The organism is Actinoallomurus spadix, assembly GCF_024055725.1.
In the GTDB taxonomy this organism is placed as follows: Bacteria; Actinomycetota; Actinomycetes; order Streptosporangiales; family Streptosporangiaceae; genus Actinoallomurus; species Actinoallomurus spadix.
On record NZ_JAMXMX010000024.1, the window covers coordinates 36,721 to 51,823 of the forward strand.

General features: G+C 72.8%; 13 protein-coding genes. 9 read left to right on the top strand and 4 right to left on the bottom strand.

Annotated features, from left to right (window positions below; all coding sequences use genetic code 11):
- The first annotated feature begins 4 nt into the window (after positions 1-4).
- A complete protein-coding gene (locus NE235_RS28880; RefSeq protein WP_252808430.1) occupies positions 5-1,675 on the top strand; it encodes a SagB family peptide dehydrogenase in 1,671 nt (556 codons plus the stop codon).
- Here NE235_RS28880 and NE235_RS28885 read toward each other — a convergent pair.
- Entirely contained in the window at positions 1,665-2,561 is an 897-nt protein-coding gene (locus NE235_RS28885) for a S1 family peptidase (protein WP_252808431.1), read from the bottom strand. The two genes, NE235_RS28880 and NE235_RS28885, sit on opposite strands and share 11 nt — an antisense overlap.
- A gap of 170 nt (positions 2,562-2,731) precedes the next feature.
- Positions 2,732-4,075, bottom strand: a complete 1,344-nt coding sequence (locus NE235_RS28890; protein WP_252808432.1) for a 6-phospho-beta-glucosidase — start codon at positions 4,073-4,075, stop codon at positions 2,732-2,734.
- A gap of 265 nt (positions 4,076-4,340) precedes the next feature.
- Here NE235_RS28890 and NE235_RS28895 point away from each other — a divergent pair, with 265 nt between their 5' ends.
- Positions 4,341-5,174 (top strand): trypsin-like serine peptidase, encoded by an 834-nt coding sequence (locus NE235_RS28895; RefSeq protein WP_252808433.1) that lies wholly within the window; start codon positions 4,341-4,343, stop codon positions 5,172-5,174.
- A 130-nt stretch (positions 5,175-5,304) separates the two neighbouring features.
- Here the strand turns inward: NE235_RS28895 and qcrB are convergent, their stop codons facing one another.
- On the bottom strand, positions 5,305-6,882 hold the full coding sequence (gene qcrB, locus NE235_RS28900; RefSeq protein WP_308206170.1) for a cytochrome bc1 complex cytochrome b subunit: 1,578 nt from the start codon (positions 6,880-6,882) through the stop codon (positions 5,305-5,307).
- A gap of 262 nt (positions 6,883-7,144) precedes the next feature.
- Between qcrB and NE235_RS28905 the strand changes: the two genes are divergently transcribed.
- A complete protein-coding gene (locus NE235_RS28905) occupies positions 7,145-8,482 on the top strand; it encodes a helix-turn-helix domain-containing protein (protein WP_252808435.1) in 1,338 nt (445 codons plus the stop codon).
- 5 nt (positions 8,483-8,487) lie between these two features.
- Here NE235_RS28905 and NE235_RS28910 read toward each other — a convergent pair whose 3' ends face one another.
- Positions 8,488-8,997 (bottom strand): hypothetical protein, encoded by a 510-nt coding sequence (locus tag NE235_RS28910; RefSeq protein WP_252808436.1) that lies wholly within the window; start codon positions 8,995-8,997, stop codon positions 8,488-8,490.
- Positions 8,998-9,130: 133 nt separating this feature from the next.
- Here NE235_RS28910 and NE235_RS28915 point away from each other — a divergent pair, with 133 nt between their 5' ends.
- The 6 genes from NE235_RS28915 (at position 9,131) to NE235_RS28940 (ending at position 15,052) form a co-directional block, all read left to right on the top strand.
- A complete protein-coding gene (locus NE235_RS28915) occupies positions 9,131-10,444 on the top strand; it encodes a sensor histidine kinase (protein ID WP_252808437.1) in 1,314 nt (437 codons plus the stop codon).
- The gene (locus NE235_RS28920) at positions 10,432-11,082 is read left to right on the top strand and encodes a response regulator (protein ID WP_252808438.1); all 651 of its coding nucleotides are present in this window, start codon (positions 10,432-10,434) and stop codon (positions 11,080-11,082) included. Before NE235_RS28915 ends, NE235_RS28920 begins: the two co-directional genes overlap by 13 nt.
- Positions 11,079-11,915 (top strand): DUF4097 family beta strand repeat-containing protein, encoded by an 837-nt coding sequence (locus tag NE235_RS28925; RefSeq protein WP_252808439.1) that lies wholly within the window; start codon positions 11,079-11,081, stop codon positions 11,913-11,915. Before NE235_RS28920 ends, NE235_RS28925 begins: the two co-directional genes overlap by 4 nt.
- A 78-nt stretch (positions 11,916-11,993) precedes the next feature.
- The gene (locus NE235_RS28930; protein ID WP_252808440.1) at positions 11,994-12,509 is read left to right on the top strand and encodes a hypothetical protein; all 516 of its coding nucleotides are present in this window, start codon (positions 11,994-11,996) and stop codon (positions 12,507-12,509) included.
- Positions 12,510-12,576: 67 nt separating this feature from the next.
- A complete protein-coding gene (locus NE235_RS28935) occupies positions 12,577-13,281 on the top strand; it encodes a response regulator transcription factor (protein WP_252808441.1) in 705 nt (234 codons plus the stop codon).
- On the top strand, positions 13,259-15,052 hold the full coding sequence (locus NE235_RS28940; RefSeq protein ID WP_252808442.1) for a sensor histidine kinase: 1,794 nt from the start codon (positions 13,259-13,261) through the stop codon (positions 15,050-15,052). The genes NE235_RS28935 and NE235_RS28940 overlap by 23 nt, the downstream gene beginning before the upstream one ends.
- Positions 15,053-15,103: the final 51 nt, after the last annotated feature.

The window sequence follows — 15,103 nt, forward strand, 5'->3', positions numbered from 1 at the left end:
GCGAATGAGCGAGCTCACCCGGCTCTACCACGAGGCGACCGGCTTCGGCTCCGGACGCCCGCCGCGGCCCAGCGTCCCCGGGTTCGTACCGTCGGACCCGGAGAACCGGCCCGTCCCGTTCAAGCGCTATCCCGAGGCGCCGATCCGGGCCCTTCCCATGGACCTGTCCCCCGGAGGCGCGCCGGCCGTCGCGGCCCTGTCCGGGCGGGTACCCCCCGAACGGGAAGGTGTCGATCTTGAGCTCCTCACCCGGCTGCTGTTCCTGTCCACGGGGATCACCCGGTGGGCGATGGTGCGGGAGCAGAGCGTCTGGTTCCGTACCGCGCCGTCGGCGGGCAACCGGCACCCCCTGGAGATGTACGTCGCGGCCGGCGCCGTCGGCGGGCTGGACCCCGGGCTCTACCACTTCGCGCCGGACGTGTTCGCCCTGGAGGAGCTGTCCGCGGGCGACCACCGCCCCGCCCTCGCCGACGCCGCCGCCGCGCCGGAGGCCGCGGCCGAGCCGCTCGTCCTCATCCTCACCGGCGTCCCCTGGCGCACCGCCTGGAGATACGGCGAGCGCGGCTGGCGGCACGTCTACTGGGACGCGGGCACGATGCTCGCCAACCTCCTCACGGTCGCCGAGGCGTACGGGGTACGGGCGCGCGTCCTGCTCGGATTCGCCGACTCGGCGCTGTGCCACCGGCTCGGGATCGACGGTATCGCCGAGTTCCCCATCGCGGTGGTCACGGTCGGCGGTCCCGGCGAGCCGGCCACGGCGGGCTCGCCGGGCGCAGCGGGCGTGGCGCGTTCGGTGGGCTCGCCGGACGTGGCCGGTGTGACCGGCGTGGCGGGCTCGCTCGGCGTGACGGGGGCGGCGGGCGGCCGCCCGCCGCCCCCGCACCTCGTCGCCAATCCCCCGGCCCGCGCCCCACTGGAACTTCCGCTGATCACCGAGGTGCAGCGCGTCGGCGAGCTCGTGACGGCCGGGCAGGTCGCGGCCTGGCGGGCGGCGGCGCCCGCCGGGCCGCACACGGACGCGGTGGAACCACCCGCCCCGGTGCCGGCGCCGACCTCGACGCCGACGCGGGACGAGCCGATCGACGCGCTCCTCCTGCGGCGCGGGTCAACGCGGCGGATGCGGCCCGACTTCGTACCGGCCGAGCTGCTGGAATGGGGCATGGCCGTGGCCACCCGGCCCCTGCCCGCCGACGCCCTCCCCGCCGGGACGACCCTGCTCTCCCACCGGCTCACCGTCCACGCCGTCCACGGCGTCGAGTCCGGGCTGTACGACTGGTCGGGCGGGCGGGCGGAGCCGTACCGCGCCGCGTCGGAGGCGGCGGTACGGCGGCTGAGCCGCTACCTGTGCCGGGACCAGGCGCTGGGCGGCGACGCGGCGTTCACCGACTACCTCTTCGCCGACCTCGACCAGGTGCTCGGCGTGTACGGGGACCGCGGCTACCGCGTCGCCCAGCTCGAGGCGGGCGTGGCGGCCGGGCGGCTGCAGCTGGCGGCGTTCGCCCTCGGATACGGCGGCACCGGCCTCACCTTCACCGACGACGACGTGGCGGCGGCGTTCGGCGGCCGGACCGCGTGCATGCTCGCCGTCTCCGTCGGAATTCCCGCCTACGCGGCCAGGCCGGGCGGTCCGCCCGGCCGGCCCGCGCAGGTGAGGATCGGCCTGACTAGGAGATGACGCCGTCGATCCAGCGGCGGTAGGCGCCGACGCCGGTGTAGGCGTCCGGGCCGCCGCCGCAGATGTCGCTGACGCCGCGGCTGTCGACGCCCTCGAGCCGCCAGCGCCCGTCGACCAGCGTCAGCAGCGGCGAGCCGGAGTCACCGCCGCAGGGTCCGCGCACGCCGTCCGGGTTGTCGGTGCAGACGTCGCCGGGGTAGGCACCGAAGGCGTCGCTGCCGTTCTCGTCCACGTGGCACTTCGGGGTGCTCAGGGGCAGGACCCTGGTGTCGAGTTGCTGCAGTTGCGTCGGCAGCTGGCTCGGGTCGCTCGCGTCGTCGGAGAGGTACCCCCAGCCGATCTCCCGGACCTTGGTGCCCGGCGCGGGGAGCTTGGAGTCCATGGGAACGGGCTTCACGGACTGCGGGGTGGTCAGGTGGAGGAGGGCGATGTCCTTGCCGAGGCTCTTGTCCTCGTAGTTGATGAAGTCCGGGTGCACGACGATCTTGTCGATGTCCGAGACGGTGCCTCCCGTGGTCCGGTCGTTGGAGCCGACCCGGACGTGGAGGAGGGAGGGGTCCCAGGGCACGGACGTGGTGGCGTCCGAGCCGATCGTCATGACGCAGTGCCCGGCGGTGACCACCCAGTCCTTGCGGATCAGGGCGCCGCCGCAGCGGTGGGAGTTCGGGACGCCGTTGCGGGTGTACTGCAGCGAGACCATGAAGGGGTAGGCCTGGGTCGCCGTGCCGCCGCCGACGATCCCGGGTGAGGGGTCGCCGCCGGTCGTGTCCGCGGACGCGGCGGCGCCGGTGGCCGCCAGGGCGCCGGCGGCGACCGCCGCGGTCGCCAGCACGCGCGTGAACGCCCGTCGCCGGCCGGTGGAGGGGGTGGTCAGAGCCGAGGTCATCGTCGCTGACTCCTTGTCACATCGTCTGTCAGGGGGCGGATGTGCAGGGGCCGCGCGACGCGTACGCCATCGACCCCGCGCGGGACGTTACCGGCCGGCGGGGAGAAGTTGATCTTGGAAGCTATGTGATCTTGATCTCGCGCCGCCCCTCCGGCCCGGGCCGCACGGGATCAGGCGCGCAGGTACGACAACTCGGGGAAGCGCGCCTCGTACCGCTCCAGGAGCCGGTCCGCCACGGTGACCGAGTCGACGAGCGGGTGCGTCGCGAGGGCGCGCAGCGCCGCCGCGCGGGAACCGGTCGCCGCGGCCTCCAGGACGGCCCGCTCCACCGCCTTCACCGTCGCGACGAGGGCGAACTGGTGATCGGCTAGCGGCGCGCAGGCGACCGGACGGGCACCGTTGGCGTCGACCAGGCACGGCACCTCGACCACGGCGTCATCGTCCAGCCCCGGGAGCGCGCCACGGTTCCGTACGTTGAGGATCAGCGTGGTGCGCTCGTCGTGGGCGATGGCGCGCATCAGCGCGAGCGCGACGTTCTCGTACCCGCCGGACTCCAGGTCACTGGAGTCGCGCTCACCCGCGCCGGCGGCCTCGCGGTTCTCCGCCATGTAGGTCGTCTCGCGGGCCATGCGGGTCGTCTCCCACGCCTCCAGCGCGGAACCCGGCGAATCGGGCGTACGGGCGTAGAAGTCGCGCTGCTGGTCGAGAACGAGCGCGCCGCGCGTGTGCTCGGCGTCCCGGGCGGCGGCGACCGCGTCACGGGCGAAGTAGTAATAGTGCAGGTACTCGTTCGGGACCGCGCCGATCGCCCGCAGCCACGCGCCGCCGAACAGCCGGCCCTCCTCGAACGACGCCAGCGCCGCGTCGTCGGCCAGCAGCTCGGGGAGCACGTCACGGCCCTCGACGCGGACGGCGCGCAGCCAGCCCAGGTGGTTCAGCCCGGCGTAATCGAACCACGCGGCGCCCGGGTCCACCCCGAGCGCGGCGGCGACGCGGCGGCCGAGACCCACGGGTGAGTCGCAGATGCCGATCACACGGTCGCCGAGATGACGGGACATCGCCTCGGTGACCGTACCGGCCGGATTGGTGAAGTTGATGACCCAGGCGTCCGGCGCCACGGCGGCGACCCGGCGGGCGATGTCCACCGCCACGGGGATCGTGCGCAGGCCGTACACGATGCCGCCCGCGCCGACGGTCTCCTGCCCGAGCACGCCCTCGTCGAGGGCCAGCCGCTCGTCGGCCGCGCGGCCCGCGAGCCCGCCCACACGGATGGCGGAGAACACGAAGTCCGCGCCGGTCAGCGCCTCGTCCAGATCGGTCGTCGCGGTGACCACCGGGGCGTCCGCGTGGCCGGCGGCCTGCTCGGCGAGGACCTGGCGGATCACGCTCGTACGGTCGGGGTCCAGGTCGTACAGGACCACGTCGGTGACACGGCCCTTGCCGCGGTCGGCCAGGAGAGCGCGGTACACGAGCGGCACCCGGAACCCGCCGCCGCCGAGGATGGTCAGTCGCATGATCCCGAGGCTAACCCGCGCGGGCGACGCCGAACATCGGTGATCGCACGAGGCACGGACCGGCGCGCCCACGACACGCCCCAGGGCCGCCGGAGTGGCCGACAGTGCGTACGGCGGCCCACTAGCCTCGAGAACGACCAGGTCACACTCTGTTCAGGCCGGTGACCGGGCGGGCCGCCGTGCTCGGACACCTCACAGCGAGCGCCCAGGATGCGGGGAGTTTCGAGGGTTATCCCTAAGGAAAGAACGCGGCAGGGGAGGTGCGATGCGTAAATTGTTGTGGTTGGTGGTGTCCACGGTCCTGCTGGCCGGCTGCACGGAGGCCCGCGGGGGGACGCCGCACACCGTGGCGGGCGCGCGAAACGCCGTGGCCCCACCGGCCTCCCCGTCCCCGACCGCCACTCCGACGCCTCTCCCCAAGGGCACGCCGACCGCGAAGTCCCTCACCGCGGGCCGCCGCGTCGGGGCGATCTTCTCCCACGACACCTCGGGCACCCACTTCTGCACCGGCAGCACGGTCGACAGCCCGGGCCACAACCTGATCATCACCGCCGCGCACTGCCTGCACGGCGGCAAGGGCAGCAGCTACACCAGCGACCTCGTCTTCGTCCCCGGGTACCACGACGGCAAGGCCCCGTACGGCGTCTGGAAGATCCGCTCGCTGCTCGTCGACACCCGCTGGGCCCACGGCTCCGACGAGGACCTCGACGTCGGCTTCGCCGTCGTCGCCCCCCTGAACGGCAAGAACGTCGGCGACGTCGTCGGCGTCAACACGCTCGGCATCGACCCCGGCTTCCGCAACGTCGTACGCGTCACGGGCTACCCGATGCGGTCCGACAAACCCATCACCTGCGTCAACGCCACGACGAAGGCGGACACCTACCAACTGCGCTTCGCCTGCAACGGGTACTTCCCCGGCACCAGCGGCAGCCCCTGGCTCGCCGACTTCGACCCGGACCGCGGCGGCCGGGTCGTCGGCGTGATCGGCGGCCGGGACGAGGGCGGCGACGAGGACGACATCTCCTACAGCTCCTACTTCGACGACGACGTCAAGCACCTCTACGACGAAGCCGTCCGCGAGAGCGCCTCCTCCCAGTGATACTGGCAGAGCGGACACCGCCGGGAGGAACCTTGTTCCCGTCAGCGGCTACTGAGGGAAGAGTCCTCTCGCCTGAGTAGACGCCCCTGGAAAACAAGCCGCCACCCGACGGCGCCTGCCGGAACCAACCCTAGGACTTCGTCCGTGCCGGGGCGCGTTCGCCGTCGCCGCCGGTGACCGCGATGCGCTTCTCCTCTCCGTCGTCCGTACGGATCCAGGCGGTGTCCGGCGCCGGGACGACGTCGACGAACGCGTGGTTCAGCCGGACCCGTATCCGGTTCGCGGGGCGGTGGGCCGCCTTGGGCAGCACGCCGTGCTCGTCGGCCTCCGCCGGTGTCATCACCTTCGCCGGCGGCGCCCGGCGGGCGAGGACCACCGCCGCGCCGGTCTCGTTGATCGGGACCTCGGCCTCGACGTACGCACCGTTGGGCAGCCGTTTGATGATGCCGCTCTCCATGCCGTGCTCGATCATGGTCCGCTCCCGGCGCTGCAGGCCGAGGCACATCCGCTTCGCGACGAAGAACGCGATGATCGGCCCGATGATCACGGTGATCCGGAAGAACCAGGTGGTGGCGAACAGTGGGATCTCGAACGTCTTGGCGATGATGTCGTTGGCGCCGGCCGACCACAGCAGGCCGTAGAAGACGGCGCCCGCCATGCCGATGCCGGTGCGCACGGGCACGTCGCGCGGCCGGTCGAGGAGATGGTGGATCGCGTAGTCGCGGGTGACCCAGCGTTCGAGGAAGGGGTACACCGCGAGCCCGGTGAACAGCAGGCCCGGCACGACGAGCGCCGGGATGATGACGTTCATCGGGAGGGTGTGCCCCCACGCGTTGATCTCCCAGCTGGGCATGAGCCGTAGCGAGCCCTCCATGAAGCCCATGTACCAGTCCGGCTGCGAGCCCGCGCTGATGGCGTCGGGAGTGTACGGGCCGAAGAGCCAGACCGGGTTGATCTGCAGGAACGTCGCCATCAGCGTGATGATCCCGAAGACCCACAGGAAGAACGCCGTGGTCTTGGCGAAGAAGACCGGCCACATCGGCTTGCCGATGACGTTGCGGTTGGTGCGATCCCTGCCGGGGAACTGCGTGTGCGTCTGCCGCCAGGTGAGGATCACCCCGTGGAGGGGGATCAGCGCCAGGAGGATGCCCGGTATCAACAGGATGTGGATGGTGAACAGCCGCGGGATGATGTCGCTCCCGGGGAACTCCCCGCCGAACAGGAACATCGTCAGGTACGTCCCGACGATCGGGATGCTCAGCAGCACGCCCTCGAGGATCCGCAGGCCGGTACCGGACAGCAGGTCGTCGGGCAGTGAGTAGCCGAACAGGCCGTTGACAAGGGCGAGGAGGAACAGCACCACGCCGATCAGCCAGTTGATCTCCCGCGGTTTGCGGAACGCGCCGGTGAAGAAGTTGCGCAGCATGTGGGCGACGATGGCCCCGATGAACAGGATCGTGGCCCAGTGGTGGATCTGCCGCATGAGCAGGCCGCCGCGTACGTCGAAGCTGAGGCGGATCGTGGACGCGTACGCCTCGCTCATCGTGACGCCGCGCAATGGCATGTACCGGCCGTTGTAGACGACCTCGTGCATGCTCGGTTTGAAGAACAAGGTCAAGAAGACGCCGGTCACGACGATGATGAAGAACGAGTACATCGCGACCTCGCCGAGCAGGAAGGTCCAGTGATCGGGAAAGACCTTCCGCAATGCTTTCGTAAAGAAACGGGCGCCTCCGACGCGTTCATCGAGCGCTCGCCCCGTATTCGACAGTGGTTTCGGCACCCTGGCCATCGCCGCACTCCGCTCTGGCGGCCCCCCGACCGCCTCGGCATTCGGGTCTTCCACCCACTTGTACTCTCCGCTTGGTAACGCAGCGGAGTGGAGATGGCCACTTTTGGCACAATTAGTGCAAGTAGTCACTTCTGGCCGGTAACTTGCGATCTCAGCCATGGGCTGGGGGAGGTACCGCGTGACGAACGAAGGGCGGCCGTGGTCTTACATTCCACCCGAACTCGCCGCCAAGGTCAGACCCGGGCTGGCCGACGAGATGATGGAGGAGATCCACCGCCGGATCCCCGAGTACGCCCGCCGCTGGGATGACGCCTTCGCGACGGTCATCCGCTCGGCCATCGACCGGGTGATCGACGAGGTGTTAAGACGGCTCGCCGGCGCCGAGGACGCCGCGCGTCCCTCCGGGGCCGGCGACGCCGCGCGTCCCGCACGACCCGGAGCGTCCGGGCGACCCGGAGCGGCCGCACGACCCGGAGCGTCCGGGCGGCCCGCCGGGGCCGGTGACGCCGAGCCCATCGCCGACTTCTTCCGCGCCATCGGCCGCAGCGTCGCCCGCGAAGGGCGGGGACTCGACGGCCTCCAGACGGCGATCCGCGTCGCCGGGCTGGCCGTCTGGCGCCGGATCTCCGCCGACGCGGAGCCGCTGCGGCTCTCCGCGCGGCTGCTGTGCGTCCTCGGCGAGACGGTCATGCTGATCCAGGACGAGGTCGCCGCCGCGGCCTCCGAAGGCTACGCCCAGGCCGAGGCCGCCGTGGCCGGAGAGCTGACCCGCCGCCGCAACCAGCTCGTCAACCTGCTCCTCGCCCGGCCCCCCGCCTCCCCGGAGGACGTCGCCGAACTCGCCCGCGTCGCCCGGTGGCCGGTACCGCGCACCGTCGCCGCCGTCGCCCTCTACGAACGCCGCCAGAACGTCGGACGGCCCGCCGTGCCGCCCGACATCCTCGCCGACCTCAGCCGCTCCAAGCCCTGCCTGATCGTGCCCGACCCGGACGGGCCGGGTCGCGCCCGCCTCCTCGACGCCGCCCTCACCGACTGGGTCGCCGTCGTCGGCCCGACCGTGGGACTGTCCGAGGTGTCCCGGTCGATGCGCTGGGCCCGGCAGGGCCTCGACCTCGTACGCCGCGGCCTCATCGACGACGCCGACGTCGTACGGTGCGCCGAGCACATGTCCACGCTCATCCTCTTCCAGGACGAGGAGCTGCTCGCCGCCCTGTCCGCCCGGCAACTCGCCCCGCTGGCGCACCTGCGGCCCGGCCAGCAGGACCGGCTGGCCGAGACACTGCTGGCGTGGCTGCAGGCCGGGCGCAACGCCAACGAGGTCGCCGTACGGCTGCACGTCCACCCCCAGACGGTGCGGTACCGGCTGCGGCAGCTCGACGACCTGTTCGGCGACCGGCTGCAGGACCCGGACCTGCGGTTCGAGCTGGAGATCGTGCTGCGCGCCCGCGCCCTGCTGTCCGGGGACACCCGCGCCCGGCAACCCGCCGGAGGACAGCTGATCAGCCTGCGCCGCTGACCCCGTCACCGCGCGCGGGGCAGCGTGCGGTAGGCGAGGACGGCGGAGAACACGGCCAGCGGGACCTCCAGGACCACCGCCATCGCCACCGCCGTCACCTGGTCCGCGCCGGGCGCGGCGGTGGACACGTCGAACCACGCGTCCGCGAGCAGCAGCGTCGCGGTGACCATCGCGGTCAGGCACGCCCGCGGGTCACGCCGGATCAGCAGCGCGCCCGTCGCGACGAAGGACAGCGCCTCCAGGGTGTCGAGGCCGACCCAGGCGACCCGCCAGTGGGCGGCGGTCGTCGTCGCCGGCAGGCTGGTGGCCAGCACGAACAGCCAGGGCAGGAGCGCCACCCCGGCGCCGATCAGCCCCAGGCCCAGCCACGCCGGCCGCCGCGAGCGGATGCGCGGCGCGACACGAGAGGCCGGCGGGCGGGAGCCGGTACGGGTTTCGTACGGCGCGACGCGGGAGACCGGCGGGCGGTGGCCGGTGCGGGTCCGGGGCGGCGGGGCGGCGGTGATGAGCGACATGATCATAAGCATCGCGATCGGCGGCGTCACCGTCAGTCACGCCGCTTTCCGACCTCGGGGTGGTACTGCCTTCACCCCCGGCCAGGCACCTGCTCCATGGCACGACGTGATCTCCCCGAATTAGAGTCGCCCCATGACTCCTGCGGTCGCCTCGAACCGCGCCTCCCCCTCCTGGACCGACCACCTTCCGTGGTCGCGCGGCGCGTGGCGGAACACGACGTTCGTCACGGCCGGGGTGCCCGTCCACGCCGTGGCGGTGTCGCTGGTCGCCCTGCCCTGGGTCGGCGCGCCCACCACCCTGCCGGAGATCCTGCTCGCCACCGTCGTCTCGCTCACGCTGTTCGCCGCGCTGTGGCCGCTGAACGCCGTGCAGCGGAGCCGCCTGTGGGGGCTGCTCGGCGTCGACGTGCCCGCCCCGCCCCGCGGCCGCCTCGGCCTCCGTACCGTGTTCGACCTCCGTACCGCACGCGACCTCCGTACCGTGCTCGATCTCCGCGCCGTGCTCCGCTCCGGGGCGATGTGGCGGGCGCTGGCCTACCACCTGCTGGCGGGTCCCCTCCTGGGCCTCGGCGGGCTGCTGGTCGTCGTGATGTGGGCGGCCGGTCTCGGCATGGCGGGGGTGTACGCGTACGCGTGGGCGCTGCCGCCGTACAGCCCGCTCTACGTCCCGGACCACCAGAAGCTGATCAACGTCTTGACCGCGTCCGGCGTCCTGCTCCTGATCGTCACGCCGACCGTCGCGGCGCTGGTGGCGCGGCTGGACACCCGCGCCGCCCTGGCCCTCCTCGGGCCGAGCCGTACCGAGGAGCTCGAACGCCGCGTCGAGGACCTCGCCGAGAAGCGGGCCGGCGTCGTCGACGCGGCCGACGCCGAACGCCGCCGCATCGAACGCGACCTGCACGACGGCGTGCAGCAGCGGCTCGTCTCCCTCGCCATGAACCTCGGCCTCGCCCGCGAGACGCTCACGGACGTCCCGGACCACGCCATGCGGGTGATCGCCGAGGCGCACACCGAGGCCAAGGAGGCCCTCACCGACCTGCGGAACGTCGTACGGGGCCTGCACCCGGCCGTCCTCGACGACCGGGGCCTGGACGCCGCCCTGTCCGGCATCGCCGCCCGCGCGCCCCTGCCCGTCACGCTCCGCGTCGACGTGCCCGAACGCCCCGCGCCGACCGTCGAGGCCGTCGCGTACTTCGTCGCCTCCGAGGCCCTCACCAACGTCGCCAAGCACGCCCGCGCCGCGCACGTGGAGATGACGCTCACCCGTGAGGAGGACCTGCTGCGGATGACCATCACCGACGACGGGGTCGGCGGCGCCGACCCCTCCAACGGCACCGGCCTGACGGGACTGCGGCAGCGCGTGGCGTCGGTCGACGGTACGTTCCGGATCACCAGTCCGGCCGGGGGGCCGACCGTCATCACCGTGGAGTTGCCGTGCGCATTGTGATCGCCGAGGATTCCGTCCTGCTGCGAGCCGGATTGATCAAGCTGCTCGAGACGTCGGGATTCGAGGTCGCGGCCGCCGCCGACGACGCCGAGGGCCTGCTCGCCGCGGTCGGGGAGCACCGGCCCGACCTGGTGATCGCGGACGTGCGGATGCCCCCCGGCTACTCCGACGAGGGCGTACGGGCGGCGCTCGTCATCCGCCGCCAGTGGCCGGACGTCGCCGTGCTGCTCCTTTCGCAGTACGTCGAGGAGCGGTACGCCGCGGACCTCCTCGCCACCAACACCAGCGGCATCGGCTACCTGCTGAAGGACCGGGTCGCCGACGTCTCGTCCTTCCTCGACGCGCTGCGCCGGGTCGCGTCCGGCGGCACCGCCCTGGACCCCGAGGTCGTCGCCCAGCTGCTCGTCCGGCGGCAGAGCGACCCGCTGCAGGCCCTCACCCCGCGCGAGCGGGACGTGCTCGCGCTGATGGCCGAGGGCCGCTCGAACAGCGGCATCGCCCAGGCCCTCGTCGTCAGCGAGAGCGCCGTCGCCAAGCACATCAACAACATCTTCGCGAAGCTCGGCCTCGTCGAGGGCGCCGCCGCCGACCACCGCCGCGTCCTCGCGGTACTCCGCTTCCTGGAGGGCGGATCATGATCACCGACGTGCCGCGCACCCGTGAACCCGAGGCCGCCACGCCCCCGCCGCGCCCGCGCCGCCGGGGACTGTGGACCCTCGTCGCGGCGCTGACCGCGTTCGTCATCGTCGCGCCCAACGCCGTGCAGATGTGGGGCCGGCTGATCCGCCAGACACAGCGGAGCCGCCTCGCCGTCGGCACGCGCCCGATCACGGCGCTGGAGGTCGACATCGGCGCCGGTGACCTCACGGTCGTCGGCGACGGTACCGGCGGGGTGACCGTGGACCAGACGCTCAAGTGGGCGATGCGCAAGCCCCACGTCCAGGCGACCTGGGAGGGCACGACGCTCCGGCTCAGCGGCCGGTGCGGGACGCGGGCACCGCTGTCCGCCCTCTCGTGCAGTGTCGGCCTGCGCGTCCGCGTCCCGGCCGGCGTGGAGGTGCGGGCGACCTCATCGTCCGGCACGGTCGACGCCGAAGGGCTCACCGGCCCGGCGCGGCTGTCGACCTCCTCCGGTGTCGTCTCGATGCGCGACCTCGCCGGGCCGGTCCGGGCGCGCGCCACCTCCGGCGTGATCAGGGGGACCGGCCTGCGGTCCGGCCGCGTGGACGCCGCGCTGTCCTCCGGCTCCGTCGACCTGACCTTCGCGCAGGCCCCCCAGGAGGTCACGGCGAAGGCCAGCTCCGGAGCGCTCGCCGTCTTCCTGCCTCCGGGACAGCGCTACCAGGTGACCACGAAGGCGTCCTTCGGCGCCCCGTCCGTCGAAGGCGGCCTGGCCGACGACACCGCCACCCGCCGCATCGACGCGCGAACCTCCTCCGGCTCGATCGAGATCCGCTACGCCCGCCCCTGACCCCGGCACCCGGCTCCGCCGTCACGGAGCGCGGCGAAGACGTCACACGTGACGGCCCGGTGGGGTTAACGTCGTCGCATGACCGACAGGACCGACGGCGACGCGCCGGACCGCGCGTACCTCGACGAGTTTGGTGACCTCGACCTGGCGATCGAGCTGGTCCGGGGGCTGAACGACGAGCTGGGCGCACCGGACGACCGGTTAGCCCGGCGTCTCGCGGACCGGTTCGCCGACGAGCAGGCCATCGACGACGTCCGTACCGGCTGCATGACCCTCCTGATGTTCCTCGGCGCGACGTTCCCCGAGCCGCCGCTCGACTTCATCCCGGCCGCCGTCCGCAAGATCCGCAGACTCGGCGTGGTGCCCGAAGGGGTCCTCCCGATGATCGCGGGCGGGATGACCGCGGCGTTCCTCCGCATCTCCCCGAACGGATGGCGGGACGCCTTCGGCCCGGTCTCCCACGCCGAGTCCCTCGCCTGGGTCTACGCGGCCTGGGCACTGGTCAACTACGTCGACTTCTGCCTGGAGGAGAAGGGCGCGGCGCTCCGCCACCTCGACGATCTCGTGAACGAGGTGCTGGACGCGGACGGCTGAAACGGCGATTCCCCGGAATTTCGGGCGGACTCCGGCATCATGGGGCACGCCCAGCGGGGAGAGGACCGTGTGCGCGTACATTCTGGTGGCCGAGGACGACCCGAAGCAGGCCGAGCTGGTGCGGAGGTACCTCCGCCGTGAGGAGCACTCCGTGCGGGTGGTGGCCGACGGCCGGTCCGCCGTCGACGAGGTCCGCCGGGACCGGCCCGACCTGCTCGTGCTCGACGTGATGATGCCCGAGCTCGACGGCCTGGACGTCTGCCGGGTCCTCCGGCGCGAGTACGACCTGCCCGTGCTGATGGTCACGGCCAGGGCGGGCGCCGACGACAAGCTGCTCGGGTTCGACCTCGGCGCCGACGACTACCTGACCAAGCCGTACGACCCGCGCGAGCTGATGGCGCGCGTACGGTCGCTGCTGCGCCGGTCGCAGCGCGCGCCGGGCCCGGCCGCCGCGCCGCCCCTGCGGGTGGGGAACCTCACCGTGGACGCCCTGCGGCACGAGGTGCGGGTGGGCGGCCGGGCCGTCGCCTGCACGCCCGCCGAGTTCCGCATCCTGAGCACGCTGATGGCCGCGCCCGGGCAGGTCTTCAGCCGCCGCCGGCTGCTGGAGAACGCCTACGGGCTCGACGGGTACATCACCGAGCGGACCATCGACGTGCACGTGATGAACCTGCGCAAGAAGGTCGAGCAGGACCCGCGCAGGCCCGCCTACCTGCGGACCGTCTACGGCGTCGGATACAAGATCGTCGATGGCCGGCACACCGGCGACTGAGCCTCGGTGGCGGGGCGGCCTGCGGGTCCGGCTGCTCGCCGGGACGGTGCTGGTCGCGATCTGCTCGATCGGGGCGACCGCGTGGCTGTCCGTGCAGAGCGCCACCGGAACGATCAAGGCAGAGCAGGGGCAGAACCGCGCCGCCGTGGCCCGGATATACGACGGCGTGCTCGCCTACGCGGCGACCCATCCGAGCTGGGCCGACGTCGCCCCCGTACTCGCCGACCTGAGCAGGCGCACCGGGATGCGGATCGGCCTGACCGCCGGGAACCGGGTGCCGATCGCCGGCGCGTTCGGGCCCGACGACCCGCCGCTGCCGGCCACGCCGACGGCCGTGGCCGACCCCCTCGCCGTGGACGTGACCCTGTCGCCGGCCGTCCCCGACGACCGGATCGACCCCCGGGCCGTCGGGCCGTTCCGGCTGCGCGCCGGCGAACACGACGCCCTCCGCCGTACGGCGGACGCGGAGGTGGCGTGCATGCGCGCCGCCGGGCAGCAGGCCGCCGTCGCCGAGACGCCCGGCGGCCGGCCGTACGTCCGGTCGAACGCCGCTCCCGCACCGCACTGCGACCGCATGCCGCGCGGCGACGCCGTGGTCACCCCGACCAGGACGGAGGCGACCGCGCTGGGCATCCTCAACGACTACCTCGCCGACTGTCTCAAGGGCCACTCCGTACGGCCCTACCAGGCCGTACTCACCGCCACCGGCCGCCTGACGTTCATCGTCGCCACCGAGTCCCGGCAGACGTTCTTCGAATGCCTGGGGTCGAGCAGGCGCGCCGTACTGGAACCGTACGTCGCCCCCGCCGCCCTGCTGTTCATCAGCGCTCCGGCGGGAGACGCGCGCTCCCCGGCCGGGCTGCCCGCCGCCGGCACCACCCGGATCGTCGGCGCCGCCCTGGCCGTGCTCGTTCTCACCGTCGGCGTGAGCGTCCTGCTCGCCGGCCGGGTGCTGCTGCCGCTGCGGGCGCTGACCGCCGCCACCCAGCGGATGCGCGGCGGCGACCGTACCGCCCGGGCCGAGGTACGGGCCAAATGGGAGATCGCCGAGCTCGCCGCGGCGTTCAACGAGATGTCCGAGCACCTGGCCCGCACCGAGCAGCAGCGTAAGGACCTGGTCAGCGACGTCTCGCACGAACTCCGCACGCCGCTGGGCAACATCCGGGGCTGGCTGATCGCCGCGCAGGACGGCGTGGCCGACCTCGACCCCGAGCTGCTGGCGTCCCTGCTGGAGGAGACCCTCGTACTCCAGCACCTCGTCGACGACCTGCAGGAACTCGCCTCCGCAGACGCCGGGCGGCTGAGCCTGCATCCCGAACCCATGGACGCCGGAGAACTCCTCGCACAGGTCGCCGCCGCCCACCCCGCCCGGCTCACCGTCGAGACCTCCGGGGACCTGCAGCTCGACGCCGACCCCGTCCGGCTGCGGCAGGCCGTCGGCAACCTGGTCGTCAACGCGGTGCGGCACACCCCACCGGACGGCCGGATCACCCTGCACGGCCACCGCGACGGCGACGCCATCGTCCTGGCGGTCCGCGACACCGGCAGCGGCATCGCACCGGAGGACCTGCCGTACGTCTTCGAACGGTTCTGGCGGGCGGACAAGTCGCGCAGCCGCGTCACCGGCGGCCGCGGCCTCGGACTCGCCATCGTCCGCCAGCTCGTGGAGGCGCACGGCGGCACCGTCACCGTGGACAGCGAACTCGGTGCCGGCACGACGTTCACCGTCCGCCTGCCCGCCACCCGTGAAGGAACCGCCCGCCGTCCGTGAAGGAACCGCCGGCGACACGTGAAGGAACCTGAACGACGTCCTGACAGGTTC

Coding starts and splice junctions, on each gene's coding strand:
- NE235_RS28885 (WP_252808431.1), bottom strand. CDS start 2,561: ATGACCTCGGCTCTGACCACCCCCTCCACCGGCCGGCGACGGGCGTTC.
- NE235_RS28890 (WP_252808432.1), bottom strand. CDS start 4,075: ATGCGACTGACCATCCTCGGCGGCGGCGGGTTCCGGGTGCCGCTCGTG.
- NE235_RS28930 (WP_252808440.1), top strand. CDS start 11,994: ATGACCGACAGGACCGACGGCGACGCGCCGGACCGCGCGTACCTCGAC.
- NE235_RS28910 (WP_252808436.1), bottom strand. CDS start 8,997: ATGTCGCTCATCACCGCCGCCCCGCCGCCCCGGACCCGCACCGGCCAC.
- NE235_RS28895 (WP_252808433.1), top strand. CDS start 4,341: ATGCGTAAATTGTTGTGGTTGGTGGTGTCCACGGTCCTGCTGGCCGGC.
- NE235_RS28940 (WP_252808442.1), top strand. CDS start 13,259: ATGGCCGGCACACCGGCGACTGAGCCTCGGTGGCGGGGCGGCCTGCGG.
- NE235_RS28915 (WP_252808437.1), top strand. CDS start 9,131: ATGACTCCTGCGGTCGCCTCGAACCGCGCCTCCCCCTCCTGGACCGAC.
- NE235_RS28880 (WP_252808430.1), top strand. CDS start 5: ATGAGCGAGCTCACCCGGCTCTACCACGAGGCGACCGGCTTCGGCTCC.
- NE235_RS28925 (WP_252808439.1), top strand. CDS start 11,079: ATGATCACCGACGTGCCGCGCACCCGTGAACCCGAGGCCGCCACGCCC.